25 protein-coding genes and 1 tRNA gene are annotated in these 25,574 nt (G+C 73.8%); 14 read left to right on the top strand and 12 right to left on the bottom strand.

Going from position 1 to position 25,574, the window contains the following annotated elements:
- The first annotated feature begins 186 nt into the window (after positions 1-186).
- Both mshA and AB0D10_RS07215 read left to right on the top strand, forming a co-directional pair.
- Positions 187-1,515, top strand: coding sequence for a D-inositol-3-phosphate glycosyltransferase (gene mshA / locus AB0D10_RS07210; RefSeq protein ID WP_360253110.1), 1,329 nt, complete (start codon positions 187-189; stop codon positions 1,513-1,515).
- 129 nt (positions 1,516-1,644) lie between these two features.
- On the top strand, positions 1,645-2,175 hold the full coding sequence (locus AB0D10_RS07215; RefSeq protein ID WP_360252696.1) for a YbjN domain-containing protein: 531 nt from the start codon (positions 1,645-1,647) through the stop codon (positions 2,173-2,175).
- 17 nt (positions 2,176-2,192) lie between these two features.
- Here the strand turns inward: AB0D10_RS07215 and AB0D10_RS07220 are convergent, their stop codons facing one another.
- The gene (locus AB0D10_RS07220) at positions 2,193-3,497 is read right to left on the bottom strand and encodes an MFS transporter (protein WP_360252699.1); all 1,305 of its coding nucleotides are present in this window, start codon (positions 3,495-3,497) and stop codon (positions 2,193-2,195) included.
- A gap of 150 nt (positions 3,498-3,647) precedes the next feature.
- On the opposite strand from AB0D10_RS07220, the gene AB0D10_RS07225 reads away from it, so the two are divergent.
- Positions 3,648-4,406, top strand: a complete 759-nt coding sequence (locus AB0D10_RS07225; protein WP_360252702.1) for a phosphoglyceromutase — start codon at positions 3,648-3,650, stop codon at positions 4,404-4,406.
- A 274-nt stretch (positions 4,407-4,680) separates the two neighbouring features.
- A complete protein-coding gene (locus AB0D10_RS07230) occupies positions 4,681-5,277 on the top strand; it encodes a lytic polysaccharide monooxygenase (RefSeq protein ID WP_360252704.1) in 597 nt (198 codons plus the stop codon).
- Between the two features lie 109 nt (positions 5,278-5,386).
- On the opposite strand, the gene AB0D10_RS07235 is transcribed toward AB0D10_RS07230, so the two are convergent.
- On the bottom strand, positions 5,387-5,566 hold the full coding sequence (locus tag AB0D10_RS07235) for a hypothetical protein (protein WP_360252706.1): 180 nt from the start codon (positions 5,564-5,566) through the stop codon (positions 5,387-5,389).
- A 178-nt stretch (positions 5,567-5,744) separates the two neighbouring features.
- Entirely contained in the window at positions 5,745-6,443 is a 699-nt protein-coding gene (gene phoU, locus AB0D10_RS07240) for a phosphate signaling complex protein PhoU (RefSeq protein ID WP_360252708.1), read from the bottom strand.
- 306 nt (positions 6,444-6,749) lie between these two features.
- Between phoU and AB0D10_RS07245 the strand changes: the two genes are divergently transcribed.
- Positions 6,750-8,156: an ATP-binding protein gene (locus AB0D10_RS07245; protein ID WP_360252710.1), complete on the top strand. Its 1,407-nt coding sequence runs from the start codon at positions 6,750-6,752 to the stop codon at positions 8,154-8,156.
- A 2-nt stretch (positions 8,157-8,158) separates the two neighbouring features.
- Positions 8,159-8,854 carry a response regulator transcription factor gene (locus tag AB0D10_RS07250; protein ID WP_189915892.1) on the top strand — a complete coding sequence of 232 codons (696 nt, stop codon included), beginning with the start codon at positions 8,159-8,161 and terminating at the stop codon, positions 8,852-8,854.
- Between the two features lie 105 nt (positions 8,855-8,959).
- On the opposite strand, the gene AB0D10_RS07255 is transcribed toward AB0D10_RS07250, so the two are convergent.
- The gene (locus AB0D10_RS07255; RefSeq protein ID WP_360252713.1) at positions 8,960-9,652 is read right to left on the bottom strand and encodes a DUF461 domain-containing protein; all 693 of its coding nucleotides are present in this window, start codon (positions 9,650-9,652) and stop codon (positions 8,960-8,962) included.
- Positions 9,653-10,079: 427 nt separating this feature from the next.
- Between AB0D10_RS07255 and AB0D10_RS07260 the strand changes: the two genes are divergently transcribed.
- From AB0D10_RS07260 to AB0D10_RS07290, 7 genes are all read left to right on the top strand, one after another.
- Positions 10,080-10,562 (top strand): CarD family transcriptional regulator, encoded by a 483-nt coding sequence (locus AB0D10_RS07260; RefSeq protein ID WP_014136563.1) that lies wholly within the window; start codon positions 10,080-10,082, stop codon positions 10,560-10,562.
- A 346-nt stretch (positions 10,563-10,908) separates the two neighbouring features.
- Complete coding sequence (gene ispD / locus AB0D10_RS07265; RefSeq protein ID WP_360252715.1) at positions 10,909-11,634, top strand: 2-C-methyl-D-erythritol 4-phosphate cytidylyltransferase; 726 nt, start codon at positions 10,909-10,911, stop codon at positions 11,632-11,634.
- A complete protein-coding gene (ispF, locus tag AB0D10_RS07270) occupies positions 11,624-12,124 on the top strand; it encodes a 2-C-methyl-D-erythritol 2,4-cyclodiphosphate synthase (RefSeq protein ID WP_360252717.1) in 501 nt (166 codons plus the stop codon). Before ispD ends, ispF begins: the two co-directional genes overlap by 11 nt.
- Before the next feature lie 159 nt (positions 12,125-12,283).
- A complete protein-coding gene (locus tag AB0D10_RS07275; RefSeq protein ID WP_360252719.1) occupies positions 12,284-12,679 on the top strand; it encodes a PPOX class F420-dependent oxidoreductase in 396 nt (131 codons plus the stop codon).
- 96 nt (positions 12,680-12,775) lie between these two features.
- A complete protein-coding gene (gene cysS, locus AB0D10_RS07280) occupies positions 12,776-14,185 on the top strand; it encodes a cysteine--tRNA ligase (protein WP_360252722.1) in 1,410 nt (469 codons plus the stop codon).
- Between the two features lie 137 nt (positions 14,186-14,322).
- Positions 14,323-15,315: a 23S rRNA (guanosine(2251)-2'-O)-methyltransferase RlmB gene (gene rlmB, locus AB0D10_RS07285; protein WP_360252725.1), complete on the top strand. Its 993-nt coding sequence runs from the start codon at positions 14,323-14,325 to the stop codon at positions 15,313-15,315.
- A gap of 326 nt (positions 15,316-15,641) precedes the next feature.
- Positions 15,642-17,312, top strand: coding sequence for a DoxX family membrane protein (locus AB0D10_RS07290; protein WP_360252728.1), 1,671 nt, complete (start codon positions 15,642-15,644; stop codon positions 17,310-17,312).
- 146 nt (positions 17,313-17,458) lie between these two features.
- Here AB0D10_RS07290 and AB0D10_RS07295 read toward each other — a convergent pair whose 3' ends face one another.
- The 3 genes from AB0D10_RS07295 to ugpC form a co-directional block, all read right to left on the bottom strand.
- The gene (locus tag AB0D10_RS07295; RefSeq protein ID WP_360252731.1) at positions 17,459-18,295 is read right to left on the bottom strand and encodes a nucleotidyltransferase family protein; all 837 of its coding nucleotides are present in this window, start codon (positions 18,293-18,295) and stop codon (positions 17,459-17,461) included.
- 99 nt (positions 18,296-18,394) lie between these two features.
- Entirely contained in the window at positions 18,395-18,838 is a 444-nt protein-coding gene (locus tag AB0D10_RS07300) for a hypothetical protein (protein ID WP_360252734.1), read from the bottom strand.
- Between the two features lie 228 nt (positions 18,839-19,066).
- The gene (gene ugpC, locus AB0D10_RS07305) at positions 19,067-20,164 is read right to left on the bottom strand and encodes a sn-glycerol-3-phosphate ABC transporter ATP-binding protein UgpC (protein WP_360252737.1); all 1,098 of its coding nucleotides are present in this window, start codon (positions 20,162-20,164) and stop codon (positions 19,067-19,069) included.
- Positions 20,165-20,449: 285 nt separating this feature from the next.
- Here ugpC and AB0D10_RS07310 point away from each other — a divergent pair.
- Positions 20,450-20,523, top strand: a tRNA-Thr gene (locus AB0D10_RS07310).
- Positions 20,524-20,691: 168 nt separating this feature from the next.
- Here AB0D10_RS07310 and AB0D10_RS07315 read toward each other — a convergent pair.
- From AB0D10_RS07315 to AB0D10_RS07335, 5 genes are all read right to left on the bottom strand, one after another.
- Complete coding sequence (locus tag AB0D10_RS07315; RefSeq protein ID WP_360252740.1) at positions 20,692-21,897, bottom strand: HAMP domain-containing sensor histidine kinase; 1,206 nt, start codon at positions 21,895-21,897, stop codon at positions 20,692-20,694.
- The gene (locus AB0D10_RS07320) at positions 21,894-22,757 is read right to left on the bottom strand and encodes a response regulator transcription factor (protein ID WP_360252744.1); all 864 of its coding nucleotides are present in this window, start codon (positions 22,755-22,757) and stop codon (positions 21,894-21,896) included. The genes AB0D10_RS07315 and AB0D10_RS07320 overlap by 4 nt, the downstream gene beginning before the upstream one ends.
- Positions 22,754-23,596 carry a hypothetical protein gene (locus tag AB0D10_RS07325; RefSeq protein WP_360252747.1) on the bottom strand — a complete coding sequence of 281 codons (843 nt, stop codon included), beginning with the start codon at positions 23,594-23,596 and terminating at the stop codon, positions 22,754-22,756. The genes AB0D10_RS07320 and AB0D10_RS07325 overlap by 4 nt, the downstream gene beginning before the upstream one ends.
- A 207-nt stretch (positions 23,597-23,803) precedes the next feature.
- Positions 23,804-24,754, bottom strand: a complete 951-nt coding sequence (locus tag AB0D10_RS07330; protein ID WP_360252750.1) for a class F sortase — start codon at positions 24,752-24,754, stop codon at positions 23,804-23,806.
- Entirely contained in the window at positions 24,741-25,190 is a 450-nt protein-coding gene (locus tag AB0D10_RS07335; RefSeq protein ID WP_360252753.1) for a hypothetical protein, read from the bottom strand. Before AB0D10_RS07335 ends, AB0D10_RS07330 begins: the two co-directional genes overlap by 14 nt.
- Positions 25,191-25,574: the final 384 nt, after the last annotated feature.

A 25,574-nucleotide genomic window follows, 5' to 3' on the forward strand; every position in this document is an offset into this window, starting at 1 on the left:
GCCGGACCGGGAATGCCGGACGCCGCCCGCGTGGTTGGCACACTGGTGGTGATGTGTGCCCGGACGGGGCAGCGCACACCGGACAACGGGCGGCCCGACGCGGACCGCCTAGACGGGCCGCACAGAGGAGGCTTCAGCCAGGTGATCCAGCACCCCGTCCGTTCGGTACGCCGTGCCCAGCCCGCCGTGCCCGCGCGCGGCCGGCTCCAGTCGCTCGTCCCCGGGCGCCGCCGCCCGCGCCGGATAGCGATGCTGAGCGTCCACACCTCGCCGCTGCACCAGCCCGGCACCGGGGACGCCGGCGGGATGAACGTCTACATCGTCGAGCTGGCCAAACGCCTGGCCGACCTCAACATCGAGGTCGAGGTGTTCACCCGGGCGATCTGCTCGGACGACGCCCCGACCGTCGAACTGGCCCCGGGCGTGCTGGTCCGCCACGTCACCGCCGGGCCGTACGAGGGCCTGGTCAAGGAGGACCTGCCGGCCCAGCTGTGCGCCTTCACCCACGGGGTGCTGCGCACCGAGGCGGGCCACCGCCCCGGCCACTACGACCTGGTGCACTCGCACTACTGGCTCTCCGGGCAGGTCGGCTGGCTGGCCGCACAGCGCTGGGGGGTGCCGCTGGTGCACACCATGCACACCATGGCGAAGGTCAAGAACGCCGCGCTGGCCGAAGGCGACACGCCCGAGCCCGCGGCCCGGGTGATCGGCGAGACCCAGGTGGTGGAGGCGGCCGACCGGCTGATCGCCAACACCACCGAGGAGGCCGCCGAGCTGGCGCTGCACTACGCCGCCCGGCCGGACCAGCTGGCCGTCGTCCACCCCGGGGTCAACCTCGACGTCTTCCGCCCCGACGGTGCCGGGGCGTCCGCCGCCGCCCGGGCCCGGCTGGGCCTGCCGCAGGACGCCGCCGTGCTGCTCTTCGCCGGCCGGATCCAGCCGTTGAAGGCCCCCGACGTGCTGCTGCGGGCGGTCGCCGCGCTGCTGGCCCGCCGTCCGGAGCTGCGCGAGCGCCTGGTGGTGCCGGTCGTCGGCGGCCCGTCCGGCACCGGGCTGGCCCGGCCGGAGAGCCTGCACAAGCTCGCCGCCCAGCTCGGGATCTCCGACGTGGTCCGCTTCCACCCGCCGGTCGGCCAGGAGCGGCTCGCCGAGTGGTACCGCGCGGCGACGGCCCTGGTGATGCCCTCGTACAGCGAGTCCTTCGGCCTGGTCGCGCTGGAGGCGCAGGCCTGCGGCACCCCGGTGGTGGCGGCCGCGGTCGGCGGCCTGCCGGTCGCGGTCCGGGACGGCGAGACCGGCAGCCTGGTGCGCGGCCACGACCCGCTGGAGTGGTCGCACGCGCTGGAGCCGTACGTCACCGACCCGGCGCTGGTGGCCCGGCGCGGTGCGGCGGCGGCCCGGCACGCGGCCGCCTTCGGCTGGGACACCGCCGCGGCGACCACCGCCGAGGTGTACGCCGGCAGCCTGGCCCGCCCGGCCGGCCGGCTGGCCACCGCCCGCCGCCGGCTCACCTGAGGCCGGGGCCCGCGACGACGGAGGCCGGGGCCGGAGCCCTGGACCGAACCCCGGGCCCCGGACGACGGAGGCCCCGTGCCGGGCGGGCCGTGCTGCGCCCGACGGGTACCGGCGAGTAACGTCACCTCCATGGCAATCCGCACCAAGGACGAGGCCCTGACCCTCCTGCGCACCGCCCTGGACGACACCGGGGTGGCCTGGGAGCCGGCCGCCACCGACCCGCACACCCTGGTGGCGACCCTCCCGGGCACCCGGAAGCTGAGCACCACCTGCGCCCTGCGGGTCGGCGACCACACCCTGTCGGTGAACGCCTTCGTGATCCGCCGCCCGGACGAGAACCACGAGGCCGTCTACCGCTGGCTGCTGGAGCGCAACACCAAGCTGTACGGCGTGGCCTACGCGATCGACGCCCTCGGCGACGTCTACCTGGTCGGCCGGCTTCCGCTGGAGGCACTCACCCCGCTGGTCGTGGACCGGGTGCTAGGGACGGTGCTGGAGAACGCGGACGAGCCGTTCAACACCCTGCTGGAGCTGGGCTTCGCCTCGGCGATCCGGCGCGAGTGGGAGTGGCGGACCAAGCGCGGGGAGTCCACCCGCAACCTGGCCGCCTTCGCCCACCTGGCCGACCGGGACGCCGACGGGCAGGGCGCCGCCGGCTGACGGCCGGCGGCTCGGGATCAGGCGCGGGCCGGGGCCTGCCCGACCTCCGCGGCGGGCGCCGCTCCCTGCGCCGGCACCGCGACGGCCTCGACGACGGCGACCGGCCCGGGGCCCGTCGCCGCGCCGGTCCGCTTCCCCAGCAGCACGTAGCCGGCCGCGGCGACCGTGCCGCAGACCCCGCACGCGCCCCACAGCACCCCGCTGCCCGCCCGCTCCAGCAGCACGCCGCCCGCGGCCGGGCCGAGGAACGAGGCGAGCGACCAGGAGAGCGAGTAGATGCCCTGGTAGCGCCCGCGCGCGTGGGCCGGGGACAGCTCGGCGATCAGGCCCATGAGGGTCGGCGTGTAGAGGATCTCCCCGACCGTCCAGACCGCCACGGTGAGGGCGTAGATCCACGCGGACGACCCGGCCAGTGCCGTCATCCCGAACCCCCAGCCGATGAACAGCGAGGCCGCGGCCAGCATGGCGGACCGCCTGCGGTTCTCGACCCAGCGGGTCAGCGGGATCTGCAGCAGCACGATCAGCAGCCCGTTCAGGCCGATGACCAGGCCGTACTCGGTGGACGTGATCCCCCAGCGGCCCATGTCCACCGCGAGGGTGGTGGAGCCCTGCTGGAGCACCAGGGCGAGCAGCAGGGTGAGCCCGACCACGGCCATGAAGCGGCGGTCGCGGAACACCGTGCCGAGGCCGACCGCCGGCTCGTCGGCCTTCGCCGCCGGGGCGTCGGGCCTGGTCTCCGGGATCCGGACGAAGACCACCACCGCGCAGAGCACGGTGGAGAGCGCGTCCAGCAGGAAGAGCGCGAGGTAGCCGTGGGTGGCGATCAGGCCGGCCACCGCCGAGGAGAGGCCGAAGCCCAGGTTGATCGCCCAGAAGTTCAGCGAGTAGGCACGGACCCGGTCGGCGGCCGGGACGATGTCCGCGATGATCGCCGAGATGGCCGGGCGGGTGGCGTTGTTGCAGAAGCCGACCAGGAAGGCCACCACCGCGATCGCGGCCTGCCCGTCGGTGAAGCCGAGTACGGCGGTGAACAGCGCGGTGCCGAGCTGGGCGGCGAGCAGGGTCGGACGGCGCCCGACCCGGTCCGTCAGCACCCCGGCCACGATCGAGGAGGCCGCCGAGCCGAGGCCGAACAGGGCGGCGACCAGGCCCGCGTAGGACGCCGAGTACCCCCGGCTGCTGGTGAGGTAGAGCGCCAGGAAGGTGACCACGAAGGCGCCGAGCCGGTTGACCAGGGTCGAGACCCAGAGCCACCAGAACTGGCGCGGCAGTCCGCCCGCCGTCTCCTGCACCATTCTTCGGAACCGGGCGGTGACGAGCATGTGGGGGCTCCCGAGGGCAGGTATCCGCTGAGCGGCGCGGGCAGGCCCGGTCAGCCGACATATGTAAGTGGCAGGTGCGCGCCGGACACGTTACACAGCGGGATAAGGTCCCCACCAGGGGTTTTCGGGCCCTCCACTAAGCTGGGGCCCATGGCTGACACGACGTACCGACTCATCCTGCTCCGCCACGGCGAGAGCCAGTGGAACCAGAAGAACCTGTTCACCGGTTGGGTCGACGTCGACCTCAACGAGAAGGGTGAGAAGGAGGCCGCCCGCGGTGGCGAGCTCCTGGCCGCCGAGGGCCTGTTCCCCGACGTGGTGCACACCTCGCTGCTGCGCCGCGCCATTCGCACCTCGCAGATCGCCCTGGACAAGGCCGACCGCCACTGGATCCCGGTCAGCCGCAGCTGGCGCCTGAACGAGCGCCACTACGGTGCGCTGCAGGGCAAGGACAAGGCCCAGACCCTGGCCGAGTTCGGTGAGGACCAGTTCCAGCTGTGGCGCCGTTCCTACGACACCCCGCCGCCGGTGCTGGCCGACGACGCCGAGTACTCGCAGGCCGGTGACGCCCGCTACGCCGACATCCCGAGCGAGCTGCGTCCGCGCACCGAGTGCCTGAAGGACGTCGTCGAGCGGATGCTCCCGTACTGGTACGACGCCATCGTCCCGGACCTCGCCTCCGGCAAGACCGTCCTGGTCACCGCCCACGGCAACAGCCTGCGCGCGCTGGTCAAGCACCTCGACGGCGTCTCCGACGAGGCCATCGCCGGCCTGAACATCCCGACCGGCATCCCGCTGGTGTACGAGCTGGACGCCGACTTCAAGCCCGTCGCCGCGGGCGGCCGCTACCTCGACCCGGACGCCGCCGCCGCGGCCATCGAGGCGGTCAAGAACCAGGGCAAGAAGTAGGCGCGAGCGGGCGAGCAGTCGGCCCGGAGCGTGTGGAGGCCCCGTCACCCGGTTCGCCGGGGGCGGGGCCTCCTCCGTTCAACCGGCTTGCCGGGATGGCGAGTTGGGCGGTTCTGAAAGTGGTTCAGACCATTGACGGGCGGTGGTGGCGGCTCCTACCGTGAGGGCACCGGGCCGGCGCGGGCATGCCATGGATCTCCCCGTCCGGGCCCGCACCCCCACGTGCGCGTCCGCGCCCCGGTGCACTCTCCATCCACCCCCACGGAGGAGCACCATGCGCACACGTCACATCGTCGGGGCGGTGGTCGCCGCGCTGGCGGTACCGCTCACGCTCGCCTTCCCGGCCTCGTCCCACGGCTGGATCTCGACCCCGCCCAGCAGGGCCGCTCTCTGCGACGTGCACACGAGCGGTGTCCCCTGGGACTGCGGCGACATCCAGTGGGAGCCGCAGAGCGTCGAGGGCCCCAAGGGCTTCCCGGCCCTGGGCCCCTCCGACGGCACCATCTGCGCCGGCGGCAACGCGCGCTTCGCGGAGCTGGACGACCCGCACGCGGGGGCCTGGCCGACCACTGCGGTGGCGGCGGGTCAGCAGCTCACCTTCACCTGGACGTTCACCGCCCGGCACGCGACCACGGACTTCCGCTACTACATGACCAAGCCGGGCTACGACGCCGGCCGGCCGATCACCCGGGCGAACCTGGACCTGACGCCCTTCCTGACCGTCCCGTACGGCGGGAAGCAGGTGCCGAGCACGCTGAGCCACACCGCGACCGTCCCGGTCGGGCGCACCGGCCACCAGGTGGTCGTCGCGGTCTGGACGATCGCCGACACCGGGAACGCCTTCTACTCCTGCACCGACGTGCGGTTCTGACACCGGGCTCCGGCCCCGCGGGCGGGCCGGACGCGAACCCGGACGCGAACCCGGAGCCGGACGCGAACGGGGTGCACGGCCGCCGGAATGCCGTGCACCGCGGGCGTCCTCAGTGGCCGCCGCAGCAGCCGCCGTCCGCGCCGCCGCACTGGCAGGGTGCGCCGGACTGGCAGCCGCAGCCGCAGCCCGGGCCGCAGCCGCAGCCGGCGGCGAGGAGGGGCAGAAACTTCGGGGCGGGCGGCTCGACGGTGTCGCGGGCGGGTGCCGGGCGGGTCGGGTTGGCCTTCATCGAGCTGTTCCCTCCGTGAAGCGGGCACACTCCGGCGCCCGATGCTTCGAGTGAAACCGCCGAACGGAGGGAGCGTCAACGGGCGCGCAGTGGTGGGGCGTACGGAAACGCGTGCGCCCACACCACCCTTGCCGCAGGTTTACTCACCCCTGGGGATGAGCGGCCGTCGGGACGGAGCTCACTCCGCCGCACCGGCCTCCACGGCCTCGGCGGCCTCGGTGGCGGCCACGAACTCGGCCACGTGCTCGCCCGTCACCAGGTACACCACGCGCTTGGCGACCGACACCGCGTGGTCCGCGAAGCGCTCGTAGTAGCGGCCGACCAGGGTGATGTCGACGGCGGTCTCGATGCCGTGGTGCCAGCGCTCGTCGATCAGGTGCGACAGCAGCTCGCGGTGCAGGGTGTCGATGGCGTCGTCGTCCTGCTCCATCTCCAGGGCCTTGTCGACGTCCTTGGTGGCGATCACCAGGCCGGCCTTGGCCACCAGGCGCTGGGCGAGCTGGCCCATCTCCAGGACGGTGGCGTGCAGGTCGCGCGGCACGGCAGTGTCGGGGTAGCGCATCCGCGCGACCTTGGCGACGTGCCGGGCGAGGTCGCCGCAGCGCTCCAGGTCGGCGCTCATCCGCAGTGAGGTGACGACGATGCGCAGGTCGGTGGCGACCGGCTGCTGCCGGGCCAGCAGGTCGATCGCCCGGTCCTCCAGCTCGTGGTGCAGCTCGTTGATCTTCTCGTCGGCGGCGATCACGCTCTCCGCCAGCGCCAGGTCCGCGTCGAGGAGGGCGGTGGTGGCGCGGCCGAGGGCGGAGCCGACCAGCCGGGCCATCTCGATCAGGCTGTCGCCGATCGCATCGAGTTCCTCGTGGTACGCGTCGCGCATGTTCTCTCCTCAGTAGCTGTGTCGGTGGCGGTGCCGACCGGTCAGCCCGTCCGACCGTCGTTCCGGCGTTCGGGTGACCGCTGCTGGTGGCGCGCATCGTACGCGCACACCCGAGCCGGTGCGTCCTGTTCGGCGCGCCGATCTCTCCCACACGGGCTGCCTGGCCAACTTTCCGCCGTCAGGGCGACGGTGCACGGCCGGTACGGTGAATCAGCAGCCACACGAAGGTGAATTCTCGGCAACGCGCGGTCGATGCCTTGATCCAGCCCTTGGGGAGTGACCTGGCCGTGCGCTTACGCTGGCCACATGGACGTGAACGTGGCCGCCGCCGCTGCCTGCGCCATAGCCGGGCTCGGTGTCGGCCTCACCGCCTCCATCGCCTTCCGTTGGAGCGAGCGCGAGCAGGCCAGGGGCAAGCACAGCGGCACCAGCGGCAGGAACCACGGCCGGTACCAGGCACTGGGCACCGGCAACCCCGAGCCGCCCCTGCCGCCGGGGGTCGACACCGTGCTCTCCGTGCTGCGCTCCTGCGCGATCGTGCTGGGCGAGGGCGACGAGGTGGTCAAGGCGAGCTCGGCGGCGTACGCGATGGGCCTGGTGCGCGGCGGTGCGGTCGCCGTGGACCAGATGCTCGCGCTGGCCCGCGCCACCCGCCGGGACGGCGAGATCCGCCAGGTCGAGCTGGAGGTGCCCCGACCGGGCGCGGCCCGCGCGGCCGAGCCGCTCGCGGTCTCCGTCCGGGTCGCCCCGCTGGGCTCCCGGCTGGTGCTGGTGCTGGTCGAGGACCAGACCGAGCGGCGCCGGGTGGAGGCCGTCCGCCGGGACTTCGTGGCCAACGTCAGCCACGAGCTCAAGACCCCGGTCGGTGCCCTGTCGCTGCTCTCCGAGGCGGTCGCCGACGCGTCCGACGACCCGGAGGCGGTGCAGCGCTTCGCCGGCCGGATGCAGGTCGAGGCGACCAGGCTGGCCAGCCTGGTCCAGGAGATCATCGACCTCTCCCGGGTCCAGGACGACCGGTTGATGGTCGACCCGGAGCCGGTCGCGGTGGACGAGCTGATCGCCGAGGCGATCGACCGCTGCCGCCAGCAGGCCGCCGCCAAACAGATCCTCATCGCGGCGGGCGGCATCGCCGGCCTCTACCTGCACGGCAACCGCGGCCAGCTCGCCGCCGCGCTCGGCAACCTGGTCGAGAACGCCGTCAACTACAGCCCGCCCCGCACCCGGGTGGCGATCGCCACCCGCCGGATCTCCAGCGCCGCGGCGCTCGGGGAGGCGGACGGCGAGCTCATCGAGATCTCGGTCACCGACCAGGGCATCGGCATCTCCGAGAAGGACCGCGAGCGGGTCTTCGAACGCTTCTACCGCGTCGACCCGGCCCGCTCCCGGGCCACCGGCGGCACCGGCCTCGGCCTCTCCATCGTCAAGCACGTCGCCGCCTCGCACGGCGGCACGGTCTCGGTGTGGAGCGTCGAGGGCCAGGGCTCGACCTTCACCATCCGCCTGGCCGCCGGACAGGCGCCCGTCGACGACGGGCCCGACGGGACCGACGACGATCCGGACCGCGGTCCGGACGCCGCCGGGCCCGCCACGGCACCCCGAACCCTCACCACGGACCGCACGGACCACCCGGACCGTACCGACCGTTCGCTCCCTGCCGGGGAGCGGGAACAACACCTGTCAGACACAACCCCCCAGCTTGCCCCGGAGGCCTGATCGTGACCCGAGTACTGGTGGTCGAGGACGAGGAGTCGTTCAGCGACGCCCTCTCGTACATGCTCCGCAAGGAGGGCTTCGAGGTGGCCGTCGCCGCCACCGGCCCCGACGCGCTGGAGCAGTTCGAACGCAACGGTGCCGACCTCGTCCTGCTCGACCTGATGCTGCCGGGCCTGCCCGGCACCGAGGTCTGCCGCCAGCTCCGGGTGCGGTCCAACGTCCCGGTGATCATGGTGACCGCGAAGGACAGCGAGATCGACAAGGTCGTCGGGCTGGAGATAGGCGCTGACGACTACGTCACCAAGCCGTACTCCACCCGGGAGCTGGTCGCCCGGATCCGCGCGGTGCTGCGCCGCCGCGGCGAGGACGGCGGCGCGGGCGAGAACGGCAACGGCCCGGGCGCCCTGGAGGCGGGACCGGTCCGGATGGACGTGGACCGGCACGTGGTGACCGTGGACGGTGCCAAGGTCGACCTGCCGCTCAAGGAGTTCGACCTGCTGGAGATGCTCCTGCGCAACGCGGGCCGGGTGCTCACCCGCATGCAGCTGATCGACCGGGTCTGGGGCGCGGACTACGTCGGTGACACCAAGACCCTGGACGTCCACGTGAAGCGCCTGCGGGCCAAGATCGAGCCGGACCCGGGCGCGCCGCGCTACCTCGTCACCGTCCGCGGCCTGGGCTACAAGTTCGAGCCGTAGACCGCGGACACCCCGTCCCACGCGGAAGGCCCCCGCCGGCAGCAGCCGGAGGGGGCCTTCGCGCGTTCCCGGCAGGCCCGGGCGGGCCCGCCGAGGGCGGGGGCGTCAGTGGGTGGCCGGGACCGCCGGGGTGGTGGCGCCGGCTGGGACGGCCGGAGCGGTGGCCGTGGTGCCCGGCGTCGCGGTGGTGCCCGGGGTGGTCGTGGCGCCCGGGGTGGTGGCACCGGCGGTCGGGGAGGCCGAGGCGGGGGCGGTGGTCTTGGCGGGCACGGCGCTCGCCGAGGGGGTCGGGCCGTAGCCCTTGTACAGGCCCTTGCCGTCCGGGCTCACGCCGGCCTGGGCGGTGACCTTCTGGCCGTCCTTGAAGGTGAAGGTCGTCTCGGCGAACCCGCCGACGTGGACGGCCGCGGTCGCGACGAGGGCGGACGGGTTGCCCTGACCGCCGATCGCCACGGCGCCACCGGCCGGGATGACGATGCCGGTCAGCGGGGCACCGGCGGCGTCCGCGAAGGCCGCGGAGGCGGTGTCGACGGTGACGGACTGCAGCTCGGCCGGGACCTCGCCGGTGTTCGCGATGTTCACGACCACGTTGGCGGGGCCGGTGTAGTCGCCCGAGGTGCCCTCCCCGGTGACGATCACGATGTTGTTCAGTCGGAGGTTCGTCCCGAGGGTTGCCGCCGCGTTGTCCGGCTTGATCTGCAGGGTGTCCGGCGTGTTGCCGGCTGCGCAGGAGGACAGCGATGCGATGGCGATGGCGGCGATGGCGGCGATGCCGCCGCGTCGAAGGCTGCGGCTCACGGCGGCGGCTTCTCCTAAGTCACGTGTCGATAGGTCAGGTCTCAGATTATCGACCTCGTTTATGCGCTCCTCACGGGGTGGTCCCCGTGTCGCACTCCTGGGGGTCCGCGGGGGCCGTCCGGCGGTACGTCCGGCATGTCCTGGTCACATCGCGGACAAGCTTCGACCAAGATCGAATAACGATTGGGTCGCGACCGGAAAAGGGGCGAAAGCTCAAGATCCAATCATGGTTGCGGGGGTGTTGCGCAAGGGTTTCGACGAACCCCGGAACCGCCTCCGACCTGCGGGAAGCCCCTCTCGAACGCCGGTCGCAGCACGTGATGGGGGTGCTTGTCAAGCCCCGAGACCCGCCCTGACCTGCGAAAACGCCCTTCGGGTGCGCCGAGAAGCGTGTTATTCTGGAAAGCCACGGAAGGGGTCCTGTCACATGACGTTCAAGGTTGGCGACACGGTGGTCTACCCCCATCACGGGGCCGCACTGATCGAGGCCATCGAAACTCGCCAGATCAAGGGTGTGGACAAGACCTACCTGGTGCTCAAGGTGCAGCAGGGAGACCTGACGCTCCGCGTGCCCGCCGAGAACGCGGAGTTCGTCGGCGTGCGCGATGTGGTCGGCCAGGAGGGTCTGGACCGGGTCTTCGAGGTGCTGCGCGCACCGTACACGGAAGAGCCGACCAACTGGTCCCGTCGCTACAAGGCGAACCTGGAGAAGCTCGCCTCGGGCGACGTTATCAAGGTCGCCGAGGTTGTGCGCGACCTCTGGCGTCGCGAGCGCGAGCGCGGCCTCTCGGCCGGCGAGAAGCGGATGCTCGCGAAGGCGCGCCAGATCCTCGTCAGCGAACTCGCGCTGGCGGAGAACACCAACGAGGACAAGGCGGAAACGCTGCTCGACGAGGTCCTCGCCTCGTAGCGCACGCGTCGCCGCATGCGGTCGGGCTGCCGCCCAACGCTCACAGCGCCCGGTGTCGGCGCGCCGCTCCTTGGACGAACCGTCCGGGAGTGGTGCAGTGGCACTCCGGGCGCTGAGGCGTGTCCGGACAACGCCTCCCACCCGGGCCGGCCCAGGCCGGCGGGACCGTTTCTGCGCGCCCGCCCTCTCGCGGATCCTGCGGAGTGCGAACGCTGCGGAACCGTGCGGCGGGCAGCGGACCGTGGCTCTTCGGAAGGGGTCCGGTGCGCCCGCCGGGCACGCCATGGCCATACCCACTTCGCCGAAGGAGTGAAACCTGAACGCGTCAGCAGCAGTCGCAGCAGCAGTGGTGCCCGCCGCCGGACGTGGTGAGCGGCTGGGCCCCGGGGCCCCGAAGGCCCTGCGGGAGCTGGGCGGGGTCCCGCTCCTGGTGCACGCCGTCCGGGCGCTGGCCCGCAGCCGGGCCGTCGGCCTGGTCGTGGTCGCCGCACCCGCCGACGGGGTGGCCGAGGTGGTCGCCCTGCTGGACAGCCACGGGCTGGACGGCAAGGACGTCCGGGTGGTGGCCGGCGGCGCGACCCGCCAGGAGTCGGTCCGGCTGGGCCTGGCCGCGATCCCGGAGGACGTGGAGATCGTCCTGGTGCACGACGCGGCCCGACCGCTCGTGCCGGTCGAGGTGGTGGACGCCGTCGCGGCCGCCGTCCGGGCCGGGGCGCGGGCCGTGGTGCCCGCCGTGCCACTGGCCGACACCGTGAAGCGGGTCGAGCCGAACCCGGGCCACCCCGAGCCTGTGCTCGACACGCCCGAGCGGTCCGCCCTGCGCGCGGTGCAGACCCCGCAGGGCTTCGACCGCGCCACCCTGGTCCGGGTGCACGCCGAGGCGCTGGCCGAGGAGAGCGCGGGCACCGCCGGCGCGCCGCCGGTCACCGACGACGCCGGCCTGGTCGAGCGCTACGGCGGCGGGGTCGTCGTGGTGCCCGGCCACGAGGAGGCGTTCAAGGTCACCCGTCCGCTGGACCTCGTGCTCGCCGAGGCCGTACTCGCCCGCCGGAGGGCCGCCGATGCCTACTGACCCGCAGGCCCCCGTGATCCCCCGCACCGGGATCGGCACCGACGTGCACGCCTTCGAGGACGGCCGCCCGCTCTGGGTGGCTGGGCTGGAGTGGCCGGACGCCGGGGCCGGGCTCTCCGGGCACTCGGACGCCGACGTCGCCGCGCACGCCGCCTGCGACGCGCTGTTCTCGGCCGCCGGGATCGGCGACCTCGGCGCCCACTTCGGCACCGACCGCCCGGAGTGGGCCGGCGCCTCCGGGGCGAAGCTGCTCGCCGAGGCGGCCCGGCTGGTCCGCGAGGCCGGCTTCGAGATCGGCAACGTCGCCGTCCAGGTGATCGGTGTCCGGCCGAAGATCGGCAAGCGCCGGGCCGAGGCGCAGGCCGCGCTCTCGGAGGCGGCCGGCGCCCCGGTCTCCGTCTCCGGCACCACCACTGACGGGCTGGGCCTGACCGGCCGCGCCGAGGGGCTGGCCGCGATCGCCACCGCCCTGGTGTACGAGCGGCGTTGAGGCCGGTGGGGCCGGTGAGGTGAGCGGGCCGGGAAGAAACCGCGCCTGACGGGTGTTCACCGGTTCGCGCGGGGGCCCGGGTCGATACTGTTCGGCTTCGGGCCCGCGCGGGGCATCCCTCCGGGCCGTGACCGCCGCCGACGAGATGAGGTTCGCCAGATGACCACCCAACTCTCCGACCGTGCCAAGGCGTTGATCGACGGCAAGAGCTTCGCCGTGGTCTCCACGATCCAGCCCGACGGCAGCCCCCAGTCCTCGGTGGTCTGGGTCAGGCGGGACGGTGACGACATCCTGTTCTCCACCGTCCAGGGCCGCCGCAAGCACCTCAACCTGGTGCGGGACCCGCGCGTCTCGATCCTGGTCAACCCGGCGGACAGCCCGTACGAGTACCTGGAGGCGCGCGGGGAGGTCACCATGACCACCGAGGGCGGCCGGGAGCTGATCGACGAGCTGGCCGCCAAGTACCGCGGCGTGGACAAGTACACCTGGGACGGCCCGGACGACGTCCGCGTGGTGGTGCGGCTCACCCCCCGCAAGGTGGTCGGCGGCATCTGATCCGACCGCCCGCGACCTGCCGTTCCCCGGGATCACGCCCCCGTTGTCCCGGGGAATGTGGCGGGGCACCCCCTGCTGCCCACTACGCTTGACGCTGTGAGCATTCGTCTGTACGACACCAGCACCCGCCAGGTACGCGACTTCGTCCCGCTTGTACCGGGTTGTGTCTCGATCTACCTGTGCGGCGCTACCGTCCAGTCGGCGCCTCACATCGGGCACATCCGCTCCGGGCTCAACTTCGACATCATGCAGCGGTGGTTCGCCTACCGCGGCTACCAGGTGACCTTCGCCCGGAACGTCACCGACATCGACGACAAGATCATCGCCAAGGAGCGCGAGCTCGGCGTCCCGTGGTGGCAGATCGCCTACGAGAACGAGCGCGCCTTCAACGACGGCTACACCGCCCTCGGCTGCCTGGCGCCGACCGTCGAACCGCGGGCCACCGGGCACATCCCCGAGATGGTCTCGATGATGCAGGGGCTCATCGAGAAGGGCCACGCCTACGCGGCCGACGGCAACGTCTACTTCGACGTGAAGTCGTACCCCGAGTACCTGGCGCTCTCCAACCAGAAGCTGGCGGACCTGCGCCAGCCGAGCGGGGACGGCGAGACCGGCAAGCGGGACCAGCGTGACTTCGCGATGTGGAAGGCCGCCAAGCCGGGCGAGCCGAGCTGGGAGACCCCGTGGGGCCGCGGCCGCCCCGGCTGGCACCTGGAGTGCTCGGCGATGGTCCACAAGTACCTGGGCCCGGCCTTCGACATCCACGGCGGCGGGCTGGACCTGATCTTCCCGCACCACGAGAACGAGATCGCCCAGTCCAAGGCCTACGGCGACGACTTCGCCGCCTTCTGGGTGCACAACGCCTGGGTCACCATGGCGGGCGAGAAGATGAGCAAGTCGCTGGGCAACTCGGTGCTGGTCTCCGAGATGGTCCGGAACTGGCGTCCGATCGTGCTCCGCTACTACCTGGCGGGCCCGCACTACCGCTCGATGATCGAGTACAGCGAGGAGTCGCTGCGCGAGGCCGAGGTCGGCTTCGGCCGGATCGAGGGCTTCATCCAGCGCGCCGTCGAGCGCTGCGGCACGGTCGACGCGGCGCCCGAGGTGCCGCCGGCCTTCGCCGAGGCGATGGACGACGACTTCGGCGTCCCGCAGGCGCTGGCCGTCGTGCACACCGCCGTCCGCCAGGGCAACAGCGCCCTGAACGCGGACGACAAGGAGAGCGTGGTGGCGCGACTGGCCGAGGTCCGTGCGATGCTCGGAGTGCTGGGCCTCGACCCGCTCGACCCGCACTGGGCCGGGACGGACCGCGGCGAGGCTGGGACACTGGAGAGCATGCACGGCGTGGTCGACTCGCTGGTCCGCCTGGTCCTGGACCAGCGGCAGGCGGCGCGCGAGCGCAAGGACTTCGCCACCGCGGATGCCATCCGCGACCAGCTCGGCCTGGCCGGGCTGGCGATCGAGGACACCCCGTCCGGCCCGCGCTGGACGATCAACAGCCAGTAACCCCATCTGACGATCGGGGTGATGGGTGGGCCGCACCGGACCGGTGCGGCCCTCCCGCATGACGTAGCGCATGCCGTCGGCCGCCGCCGGACAGAACGGGGCGGCCAGGGCATGCCGGACAGACAGGAAGTACAGCCATGGCCGGCAACAGCCAGCGCAGGAACCGCCGCAACCCCGGATCGAAGAAGGGTGCGTCTGTCGGTACCGGCGGGCACAGCCGGAAGTCGCTCCAGGGCAAGGGCCCGACCCCGCCCGGCGCGGAGCGCAAGGGCCACCCCAAGCAGCGGGCCGCCAACGCCGCGATCAAGCGCGAGCGCGACGCCAAGGCCCGGGCCGGCATGCGGCGGGCCGGCGGAGCCGGCCGCGGTGGCCGGGGCGGCGCGGGCAGCGCCGAACTGGTCTTCGGCCGCAACTCGGTGGTCGAGGCGCTGCAGGGCGGCGTGCCGGCCAACGCGCTGTACGTCCAGCAGTTCATCGACACCGACGACCGGGTCCGCGACGCCTTCCAGGCCGCCAACGACCGCGGCATCCCGCTGATGGAGGCTCCGCGCCCGCAGCTGGACCAGATGACCGGCGGGCTCAACCACCAGGGCCTGGTGCTCCAGGTCCCGCCGTACGAGTACGCCCACCCCGAGGACCTGCTGGCCGAGGCCGCCGACGCCGGCCAGGACGCGCTGATCATCGCGCTGGACGGCGTCACCGACTCGCGCAACCTGGGCGCCGTGGTCCGCTCCGCCGCCGCCTTCGGCGCGCACGGCGTGGTCATCCCCGAGCGCCGCGCGGCAGGCATGACCGCCGGTGCCTGGAAGACCTCCTCCGGCGCCGCGGCCCGGCTGCCCGTCGCCCGGGCCACCAACCTCACCCGCACCCTGGAGGCCTACCAGAAGGCCGGCCTGATGGTGGTCGGCCTGGCCGCCGACGGCGAGGGCGAGCTGGGCGACCTGGAGCTGCTGACCGGCCCGGTCGTCATCGTCGCGGGCAGCGAGGGCAAGGGCCTGTCCCGGCTGGTCTCTGAGACCTGCGACATGCGGGTGCGGATCCCGATGTCCGGGCTGACCGAGTCGCTGAACGCCGGTGTCGCGGCGGGCATCGTGCTGTACGAGGCCGCCCGGCTGCGCGCCAAGCGCTGAGGCGGAGGCTGACGTGCTCGGCCGTGGTCGGTGTCGAGGCTGACGTGCTCGGCCGAGGCCGGGGTCGAGGCTGACGCTCGGCCGAGGCTGCCGCTGTGGTGGTGATGTCCGCCCGGGCCGCCGCGCCGGCGGACGCGGAGATGTGCGCCGAGCGCTGAGCACGTTCGACGGGCGGGGCGCAGGCGATCTTCCGGATTGCCCGCAATCCGGGTGAAAGGCGATCGGGCCCGACCGGGTCCGATCGCTTTTTTCATGATCACTTCAAGTGTGCGCCGGACATCCACCCGGGAGAGTGTCCTAAGCGGCCGTCACCCGGTTAGACGGGCGTGGACACCAGAACACCTCGGCGCCCCCTGTTCGGCGGCGGCAGCACCGGGATAGACGCGGGCCCCGGCCTCAACACCGTCAAGGTGGAGTCGGACCCCGCGCGGCTCAGCAGCACCCAGGCGAGCTTCCGACTCCGGCTCGGCGTCCCGGTGGCGCCGCTGATCGAGGCCCCGGCCGGACTGCTGTCCACCGGCGCCGCGTTCGGCGACCCCTACGCCAACCAGGGCCTGATCCGTCGTCCGCTGGTCACCCCGCAGGTCGTCGTGCCCGCCTCCGCCGTCCCGGCCCTGGCCGGGGCCGGAGCGCCGCGCCGCAAGGGCCGGGTCACCGCCGTCACCTGGACCGGCCAGGCGCCCCCCGGCGACCTCGCGGCCACCCAACTGCTGGAGGCCGTGCGCCAGGGCGGTGCCCCCGGGCGCGGCCGCGGCGGCGTCGGCCTCGCCGAGGCGGACACCCAGGTGATCCCGTCCCTCGCGGGCGCCCGGACCGTGCCGCGCCAGCCCCGCGAGGGCAACGGCAGCGCCACCGACGCGGGCGTCGGCCCGATCGGCGAGCCGCACGGCTGGACCCCGAGCGGCGAACTGCCCGAGGTCTCCGCCGTCGACGCCGAAGGCAAGCAGCCCTGGTACCCCGGCCGCCGGGTCGACCTCGGCCTGGTGCTCCTGCCGCTGCGCGCCGTCCTCGGCTCGCTCTCGGTCTACGCCGGGTTCAGCAAGCTGTGCGACCCGGTGTACTTCGACGGCGGCGAGCGCGGCTCGATGATGCGCTGGCTCTCCTCGCTGCACCCCTGGAAGGTCGCCGAGCCGCTGCTGGCCTTCGCCATGGCGCACCCGGTGGGCGCCGGCCTGATCGTGTCGTTCACCGAGATCGTGGTCGGCGTGCTGACCGTCCTCGGCCTCTGGCAGCGGCTCGCGGCCGGGGCGGCGATGGTGCTCTCCGCCGCGCTGCTGTTCACCGTCAGCTGGCGGGCCGTTCCCGTCTACGACACGCCCGACCTGATCTTCCTCGCGGCCTGGAGCCCGCTGCTGATCGCCGGGGCACCGTTCGCCTCGCTCGACGGCCGGCTCAACCTGGAGGCCTGGCGGCGGTTCGGCGCGGACGCCCCCGGGGCGCTGCGCCGGCGGGTGCTGCGCCGTGGCACGGTGGTCACCACCGTCGTCGTCGGTCTGACCCTGCTGCTCGGCTCGATGTTCGGCGCCGCCGTCCGCACCGGCGCCCGCGCGCACCAGGCACCGACCCGGCCCGCCAACGACTACGGCACCCCGGTGTGGCCGTCCGGCAGCCCGTCCGGCGCCCCCGGTGGCAAGGGCCCGTCCACTTCGCCCTCGCCCACCGCCCCGCGCCCGGCCACCCCCACCCCGAGCGCCACCACGCCGTCCACTGCCCCGCCCTCCAAGCCCGCCACCCCGACCCCGAGCGGCAAGGGCCACTCCGGCAAGGCGGAGACCGGGTCGGGCTCCTCCCTGGCGCCCGCCGCACCGTCCGCCGGATCGGGTGGCTCCGCGCCCGCCCAGCGCAGCACCCCGGGCCCCGGCGGCTCGGGCCCGGCGCCCAAGTCCAGTCCCAGCTCCGGCGCCGGGCTGCTCGGCGGGGTGCTGGGCAGCGCGCCGCTGGCCGACCTGTCCGGCGGCGCCCGCTCCTCCCGCCCGGGGGCCCCGACCGCGACCTGAAGGCCTGACACGACGGATCGGCCGGGTGCTCCGTGGGGGAGCACCCGGCCGATCCGTCGTTGTCCGTCGTCGTTGTCCGTCGGCGGGGTGCCACGGAGCTGCGGGAGCCTACGGGGCCGCGGAGGCCGCAGGGGCGGCCGGGGGCGTCACTGCGGCGTGTGGCCGGCTCCGGCGGCGAGTTCCTTGGCGGCCTCGGTGAGGTCCTTGGCGGTGTCGATCGCGCGCCAGTACACGCCCTGCGGCAGCTGGTAGCCCGCCAGCCGCTTGCTGCGGGCGAGTTGGGGGAAGGTGGTGCGCTCGTGGTCGCCCACGTCCGGCAGCAGCTCGGCGAACTCCGGGCTGAAGACGTACAGGCCGGCGTTGATCAGGAAGGGCGAGGGCGGCGCCTCGATGAAGTCCAGCACGTTGCCGAACTGGTCCGTCTCCACCGCGCCCCACGGGATCCGCGGCCGAGCCAGCGCAAGCGTCGCGACGGCGTCCCGCTCGTGGTGGAAGGCGGCCATCTCCCGCAGGCTGAAGCGGGTCCAGATGTCGCCGTTGGTGGCGTACCAGGGCTCGTCCGGGCGGGGCAGCGCCTTGGCCGCGTACTTCAGCCCGCCACCGCGCCCGAGCGGCTCCGCCTCGACCACCGTGCGCACCCGCAGCGGCAGGTCCGTCGTGGCCAGCCACTCCTCCAGCACGTCGGCCAGGTGCCCGCAGGACACCACCACGTCGGTGACACCCTCGGCGGCGAGCCAGGCCAGCTGGTGGCCGAGGATCGGCGTGCCCGTCCCCGGGATCTCGACCAGCGGCTTCGGCCGGTCGTCCGTGTAGGGCCGCAGCCGGGAGCCCTGGCCGCCGGCCAGGATGACCGCCTGGGTCACCGGCGTCGACGTCGGCCGGGGCGGGTGGGACTGCGGGGCGGTCCGGGTCAGGGAAGAGCCCTGGGACTGCGGGGAGTTCGGGGACGCGAGGTCGGCGGTGGGGCCGGAGTCAGCGGTCATGCCTGAACAATAGGGCCGCCACCCCGGGCGAGGACCGGTTCCGGGCCCGCCGTCGAACTCCCGCCCGCAGGGCGGCGAGGACGGGCCCCGGCGTCGGCGTCAGCCCACCACACCCGCCGCGAACGCCCCGTCGCAGACCGGGCGGGCGAAGGACCGGGCCCGCTGGACGTCGCCCTGGTACTTGCGCACCGCAGCCTTGCCCAACTCGGTGGCCAGCGAACTGCAGTACGGCGTCAGCGAGGGCTGCTCGCGCATCGAACGCTCCAGCAGGTCCAACGCGGCGGAGGGGTTCTTCGCACGCAACTCGTCCAGCAGGGCGACCCGCAGGGACTCCTGCGGGGCGAGCCCGTCGGCGGACCTGGTCGAGGTGTCGGAACGCCCGATCCCGGCGCCGTCACCGCTGGACGCCGCCACGACCTGCTGGTCGAGCCCGGTCGGCGGGGCCCACGGGACCCGGGTCACGGCGAGGGTGCCGGTGGTCACCAGGACGACGGGCAAGGTCAGGGCGACGGTCTGGCCGATACGGCGCACAAGCTGCTTCACCCTCAGGAGAGTAGCGGTGGGTACGGGCGAGATCGCCCTCCGTTACACCATCGAGTGACGCGCTGTCCTGGTTCGTCCCCACGCCGTGTTGACGCGGGACGCATGGCGGGAGCCCGCCGGACCGGGGAGGGTCCGACGGGCTCCGTCGCTTCGATGCCGGTGGCGGCGGCGATGCCGGTGGCGGCAGCCGTGCCGGTTGTGCCGGTTGTGCCGGGTGTGGCGCCGGTGTCAGTCGCAGACGCTCAGGCGCTTGCCGGTGCCGGTCGCGAACACGTGGGTCTCGTTGGCGATCGGCACCACATGGATGGTCTCGCCGCGGGCCGGGATCTGGCGGCCGGGAACGCGGACGACCAGGTCCTTGTCCTCGCCGCCGATCTTGGTGGTGCCGTAGACGAAGCCGTCCGAGCCGAGCTCCTCGACCACGTTCACGGTCACCGCGACGCCCTCGATGCCGCCCGCCGGGACGATCTCGAAGTGCTCGGGGCGGACACCGACGGTCACCGTCTTGTCGGAACCGGCGCCGGCCAGGTTCTCGCGCGAGATGTTGACGACCGAGCCGCCGAACTTCACGCCGCCGTCCACCAGCGGCACCTCGACCAGGTTCATGGCCGGCGAGCCGATGAAGCCGGCCACGAACAGGTTGGCGGGCTTGTCGTACATGTTGCGCGGCGTGTCGACCTGCTGCAGCAGACCGTCCTTGAGCACCGCGACCCGGTCGCCCATGGTGAGCGCCTCGGTCTGGTCGTGGGTGACGTACACCGTGGTGATGCCCAGGCGGCGCTGCAGGCCGGCGATCTGGGTACGGGTCGAGACGCGGAGCTTGGCGTCCAGGTTCGACAGCGGCTCGTCCATCAGGAAGACCTGCGGCTGGCGGACGATCGCGCGGCCCATCGCGACGCGCTGGCGCTGACCGCCGGAGAGCGCCTTCGGCTTGCGGTCCAGGTACTCGGTGAGGTCGAGGATCTTCGCCGCCTCCTCGACCTTGGTGCGGATCTCCGCCTTGTTCACGCCGGCGATCTTGAGCGCGAAGCCCATGTTCTCGGCGACGGTCATGTGCGGGTACAGCGCGTAGTTCTGGAACACCATGGCGATGTCCCGGTCCTTCGGCGGCAGGTGGGTGACGTCCCGCTCACCGATCCGGATCGCGCCGGAGTTGACGTCCTCCAGACCGGCCAGCATGCGCAGGCTGGTCGACTTGCCGCAGCCCGACGGGCCGACCAGCACGAGGAACTCGCCGTCCGCGATCTCCAGATCCAGCGCGTCCACCGAGGGCTTGTCCGCCCCGGGGTAGATGCGGGTCGCCTGGTCGTACGTGACAGAAGCCATGGTTGTTGCTCTCCTTCACCGGCAGGAACGTGCCGGACGATCCGAGTAAAGGGGTGTGTGGTTCTCGCTCCGTCGCCCCGTCAGTGGTCTGAACCACTACACGAACCGACTCCCGGCGACGCTACCTGCGCTTCCGCGGCTTGTCAGCCCCCCACCGACCCGATTTCGGCATCGGTTCCATCACGCCCACCCGCCCCACCAACCCCCGGATATCCCACCACCCCGCCACCCCGGCCCGGTAGACTGCCCCCGGTGCCGCCGTGATCCGTCGCGGACGGCCACCGTGCCTCCTTAGCTCAGCTGGCCAGAGCACCGCTCTTGTAAAGCGGGGGTCGTCGGTTCGAACCCGACAGGGGGCTCAGCTTCCGGCGCAGGTCAGAGCGCCGAAGAACGCAGAACGCCCCGGGCCGGGATCGGCCCGGGGCGTTCTGACGTCTCCGCATGAAATCGGCCGGGCAGGTTCGCGCGGCGGCAGCGGCGAGGGGGAGGAAAGCAGGGGGCGTGGCTGCGGATGGGCCGGGCGGGTGTCAGTCCGGGGGGAGGCTGAGGGTGGCGAGGGCGCCGCCGGTGGGGTGGTTGGTGAAGGTGAGGGTGGCGCCGATGACGCGGGTGTGGCCGGTGGCGATGGTGAGGCCGAGGCCGTGGCCGCGGCCGCGTTCGGGGATGTTGGTGCGGAAGCGCTGGGGGCCGTGCCGGAGCAGGTCGTCGGGGTAGCCGGGGCCGTGGTCGCGGACGGTGATGCGGTGGCCGTCGACGTGGACGTGGACCGGGGCGGCGCCGTGGCGGTGGGCGTTGAGGATCAGGTTGCCGAGGATGCGGTCGAGCCGGCGCAGGTCGGTGCGGACCCGGAGGTCGGCGGCGACCTCGACCGTGACGTCCAGCCCGGTGAGGGTGACGGTGCGCCGCACCGCGCGTTCCAGGGGGACGGCGGAGAGGTCGGGGGACTCGGCGTCGGCGTCGAGGCGGGAGACCTCCAGGAGGTCCTCGACCAGGCCGCGCAGGGCCTGGACCCGGTTCTGGACGAGCTGGGTGGGGCGGCCGGGCGGCAGGAGTTCGGCGGCGGTGACCAGGCCGGTGAGCGGGGTGCGCAGTTCGTGGGCGACGTCGGCGGTGAAGCGCTGCTCGTCGGCCAGCCGGCGGTGCAGGGTTCGGGACATCAGGTCGACGGCGGCGGCGAGGTCGGCGACCTCGTCCTTGCCGTCGACGAGTTCGCCGATCCGGGTGTCGGTCCCGCCGGCGGCGATGCCCCGGGCGGCGGTGGCGGCGGTGCGCAGGCGGCGGCTGATCCGGTCGGCGACGAGGACGCCGACCAGCACGGTGGTGAAGACCGCGGCGATGACGGTGAGCAGGATGATCCGGTCGAGGTCGGCGATGGCCTGCCGGTCCTGGGTGAAGTCCAGCCGGACGGAGAGCACACCGCTCTGGACCGGGCCGGCCGCCCACATCGACTCGCCCTTGCCGTCGGTCGCGAGCATCGAGCCCTGCCGGCCGCCGACGGCGAGGGCGCGCAGCCGCTCGGGCAGCGCCGGGTCGTTGACGGCTGCGCCGCGGCCGGCCGGTTCGGGGTTGAGCTTGTAGCCGTCCTGGGCCGAGGCGAGGGCGGTGAGGGCGGCGGAGCGGGCCTGTTCGACGTGCTGACGGATCATCGCCTGGTGGACCAGCAGGCCGACGGCCACCGCGACCAGGACGGAGACGGCGGCGACGGCGGTGGCGATCTGGCGGCGCAGGGTCATGCGGGGCGCCGCAGCTTGTAGCCGAACCCGCGGACGGTTTCGATCCGGCCGGAGCCGATCTTGGCGCGCAGCCGTTGTACGTGGACGTCCACGACCCGGGTGTCGGCGCCCCACTCGTAGTCCCAGACCCGTTCGAGCAGGGTGGAGCGCTCCATGACGATGCCGGGGGCGGCGGTGAACTCCAGCAGCAGCCGCAGCTCGGTGGGGGTCAGCGGGACGAGGCGGCCGTCGACCCGCACCTCCATGCTGTCGGTGTCCACCTGGAGGCCGTCGAAGCTGCGGACCGCCGGGGAGGGCCGGGGGGAGGGGGATGACGGGGATGACGGGGACGCCAGGGCGGGAGCGGCGGGAGGGGACGGCAGGAAGGACGGGGACGGCGAGGAGGACGGGGACGGTGCGGCCGGGCCGGACGCGTCGGCCGGGACCTCGGACGGCGGCGCCCCGGCGGTGGCCGCCGGGGCGACCGGGACGCGCCGCAGCACGGTACGGATCCGGGCGACCAGCACGGCGCTCTCGAAAGGCTTGACGACGTAGTCGTCCGCACCGGCCTCCAGCCCGGACACGACGTCCACCGGGTCGGTGCGCGCCGACATCATCAGGATCGGCAGCTGGCTCTCCTCGCGGATCCGGCGGCAGAGGCCGACCCCGTCGAGCAGCGGCAGCATGACGTCCAGCAGGAGCAGGTCGGGCCGGACGGCGCGGAAGGCCTCCAGCCCCTCCAGGCCGTCGGCGGCCGTGCTGACCGGGAAGCCGTATCGCTCCAGGGCCATCCGGGTGGCCTCGCGGATCACCTCGTCGTCCTCGACCAGGAGGATGTGCGGCTGGGCGGGGGCGGCGGCGGGGTGCGTCGCGGGGGTCATCGCTTCGGCTCCGGGGACACGGCGGGGGCGGAGGGCGGGGAGGTCGGTCGGGGCGCGCGGGGGGACGGGACGGCCCCGGTGGCGGTGGCGGTGGCGGTGGCGGTCGGAGGGAAGGCCGGTGCGGCGGACTTGACGGCGGCGTTGGGCTGGGCGGGGTCCGGGCCGGTGGGCGGCAGCACGCCGAGGCCCTGGTCCTTCCGCTCCAGCAGGACCAGCCTGGCGCCGTCCCACTGGTAGTGGCTGCTGGTCCGGACGTAGAGGCTGTTCGACTCGTACAGCCACAGGTCGGAGCCGATGGTCTCGGCGCTGAAGGTCCGTTGGACCTGGACCCGCAGGACGGGCAGGAGACGGTCCTTGTCGGGGGTGTAGACGTGCAGCACCACCGAGCCGGGGGTGATGACGGCGGTGATCAGCGAGAGCCTGCCGTCCCCGGTGAGGTCGCGGAACTCGGGAGTGCGGACCTCGCAGCCGCTGCAGGGGTCGAGGGCGGACCGCTCCTCCGCGGTCACCGCCGGGTCCTTGGCGAGGACGGTCCGGGGGTCGACCGCCGTGATGTCCTGTCCGGTGACGGTCACGCCGGGCACGGGCTGCGGCGGCGGCTGGGTGGCGCCGCCGCCGGTGGCGGGCTGGACCGGGGCCGGTGAGGCGTTCAGGTTCGGCCAGAGCGCCTGGGGGACGGGCGGTGGCGTGACCGTCGGGACCGGGCCCTGGTCCCGCAGACCGCCGGGGGTGGACCGGCCGAAGGCCAGCGCGGCGAGGGCGAGGAGGACGAGCAGGCCGACCAGGGCCGCCACGGGGACGGCGCCGGGTCGGCGGCGGGGTGCGGGTGGTGCTGCCACGGTCGGTGCTCGTCCTCCTGATCTGTGGTGGTGCGGCGGGTCGGCGGCTCCGGCGGGGGCCCGCGCGCGACTCCTCCGCCGCCCCCGACCGACCGGGCCCTGCTGGTAGGTCGTGCGGACGGCGGTCGGGGGTTCCCCGGCGGACCGATCAGGGCGGCTCGGGAGGCGCCGGCCCGGTCAGGAGCAGCCGGCCCGGGGCGGGAGGACTCAGGCCGGGTCGGCCAGCACGATGATGTTGTCCGTCCAGTGGCCGTCCGAGCCGATCTGCCCGCCGCAGGTGATCAGCCGCAGCGCGGGTGCGGGCGTGTTGCCGTAGACCTGTTCGGTGGGGAAGCCGTCCTTGGCGGCCTGGAGCAGTGTACGGACCTTGAAGTCCACGGTGCTGCCGTCCGCCCGCCGGACCCGGACGAGCTCGCCGGGCCGCAGTTTCGGCAGCTGCCGGAAGACCGCGGGGCCGTGCACGGTGTCGTAGTGCCCGATCAGGACGGCCGGCCCGGTCTCGCCCGGGGTCGGGCCGTTGCGGTACCAGCCGACCTCGTCGCCCCGGTCGGCCGGCGGCACCTGCACGGTGCCGTCGGCGTTCAGTCCGAGGTCGGTCACCGGAGCGTCCACTCCGGCGGAGGGGATGAGCAGGCGCGTCGGCGGGGACGGCGGGACGGGCTTCGCGGCGGTGGTCGCCGGGCCGCCGGTCGGTCCGGTGGTCCCGCCGGCCGGTGCGGCCGGCAGGGCGTCGGCGGTGCTGCTGCCGTGTCCCGAGGCCTCGATCCGCACCATGGGGGTCTCCCGGCCGGACAGCGCCAGTGAGACGCCGAGTACCAGACAGAGCAGGCCCGCCGTGCCGAAGGCGGTCCGGCGCAGGCGGCTCGGGCCGGGGTCGGCGGCGCGGCGCCGTCCGCGCCGTCCGCGCCGATGTCCCGGGCCGCGGGCGGGTCTGCCGTCGTGCGTGCGGCTGCCCTGCGTGCGGCCGTCGTGCGTGCCACCGTCGTGCGTGCGGCCGTCGTACGCGCCGCCGTCGGACGTGGGGTCGATGTGCGTGCGGCCGTGGCCGATGGTCCCCGCCGTCGGGGCGGCCCCGGCGCCGTTCCCCCCACTGGCCAGGTGCGGGGGAGCGGCGCCGGGGTGCCCGGCGGACTCGGGACCGGTGTCAGCCGCGCGCACCGGAGCGGCGGCGCAGGACGGCGAAGCCCAGCGCGCCGGCGCCGACGGCCGCGACGGCGCCGCCGCCCGCGAGCATCAGGCCGGAGCTGTCGGAGGCACCGGAGCCGTCGCCGGCCTGCGCGGCGCCCTTGGGCACCTCACGGACCTGCGGCTGGCTGCCGTTGGGGGCCTGCGGCGCGGCCGGGGCGGCGGCCTTCGGGTCGGCCGGGGTCGCGGTGGCGGTCTTCACGGCCGGGCCGGCGGCCTTCGGGTCGGCCGGGGTCGGCGTGGCGGTCGACGTGGCGGCGGCGCCCGCAGCCGGCGAGGCGACGGGCTTCGGCGCGCCGTCGGCCCAGGCCTGTCCGCCGGTCATGACGGTCAGCAGCGCGGCCCCGGTGAGGGCGCAGACCGCCAGGACGCGGCGGGCGGGCGAGCTATCGGTACGGCTCCTGCTCATGCGGTGGTCTCCATCTGCATCGGTGGTACGTCGGTACGTCGGTCTTCGGTTCGGTCGATCGCGTCACGCGCGGCTTCGCGGATCGCGTCGCCCGGGGACGGCGCGGATCGCGTGATGCGGCGTGGCGCGGTGCGGTGCGGTCGCGGACGTTCGTCGTCGGCGCCGGACTCGTACGTCCTCGTCGCGGACGCCCCGGGCCGGTGGGGCCGGTCCGGTAGGTCCAGCCGGTCCGGCCGGGGCGTGGTGATGACGGTAGGAGGGCGGTGTCGCGGTCCTCGGCCGGTCGTGTCACGGCCGTCCATCGGCTGCGTAACAGCCGCCCCGCCACTGCCACTGCACCGCCACTGCCACCGCACCGCCGCGCCGCACTGCCCAGCGGCCGCA

It is taken from the genome of Kitasatospora sp. NPDC048545, from assembly GCF_040651155.1.
In the GTDB taxonomy this organism is placed as follows: domain Bacteria; phylum Actinomycetota; class Actinomycetes; order Streptomycetales; family Streptomycetaceae; genus Kitasatospora.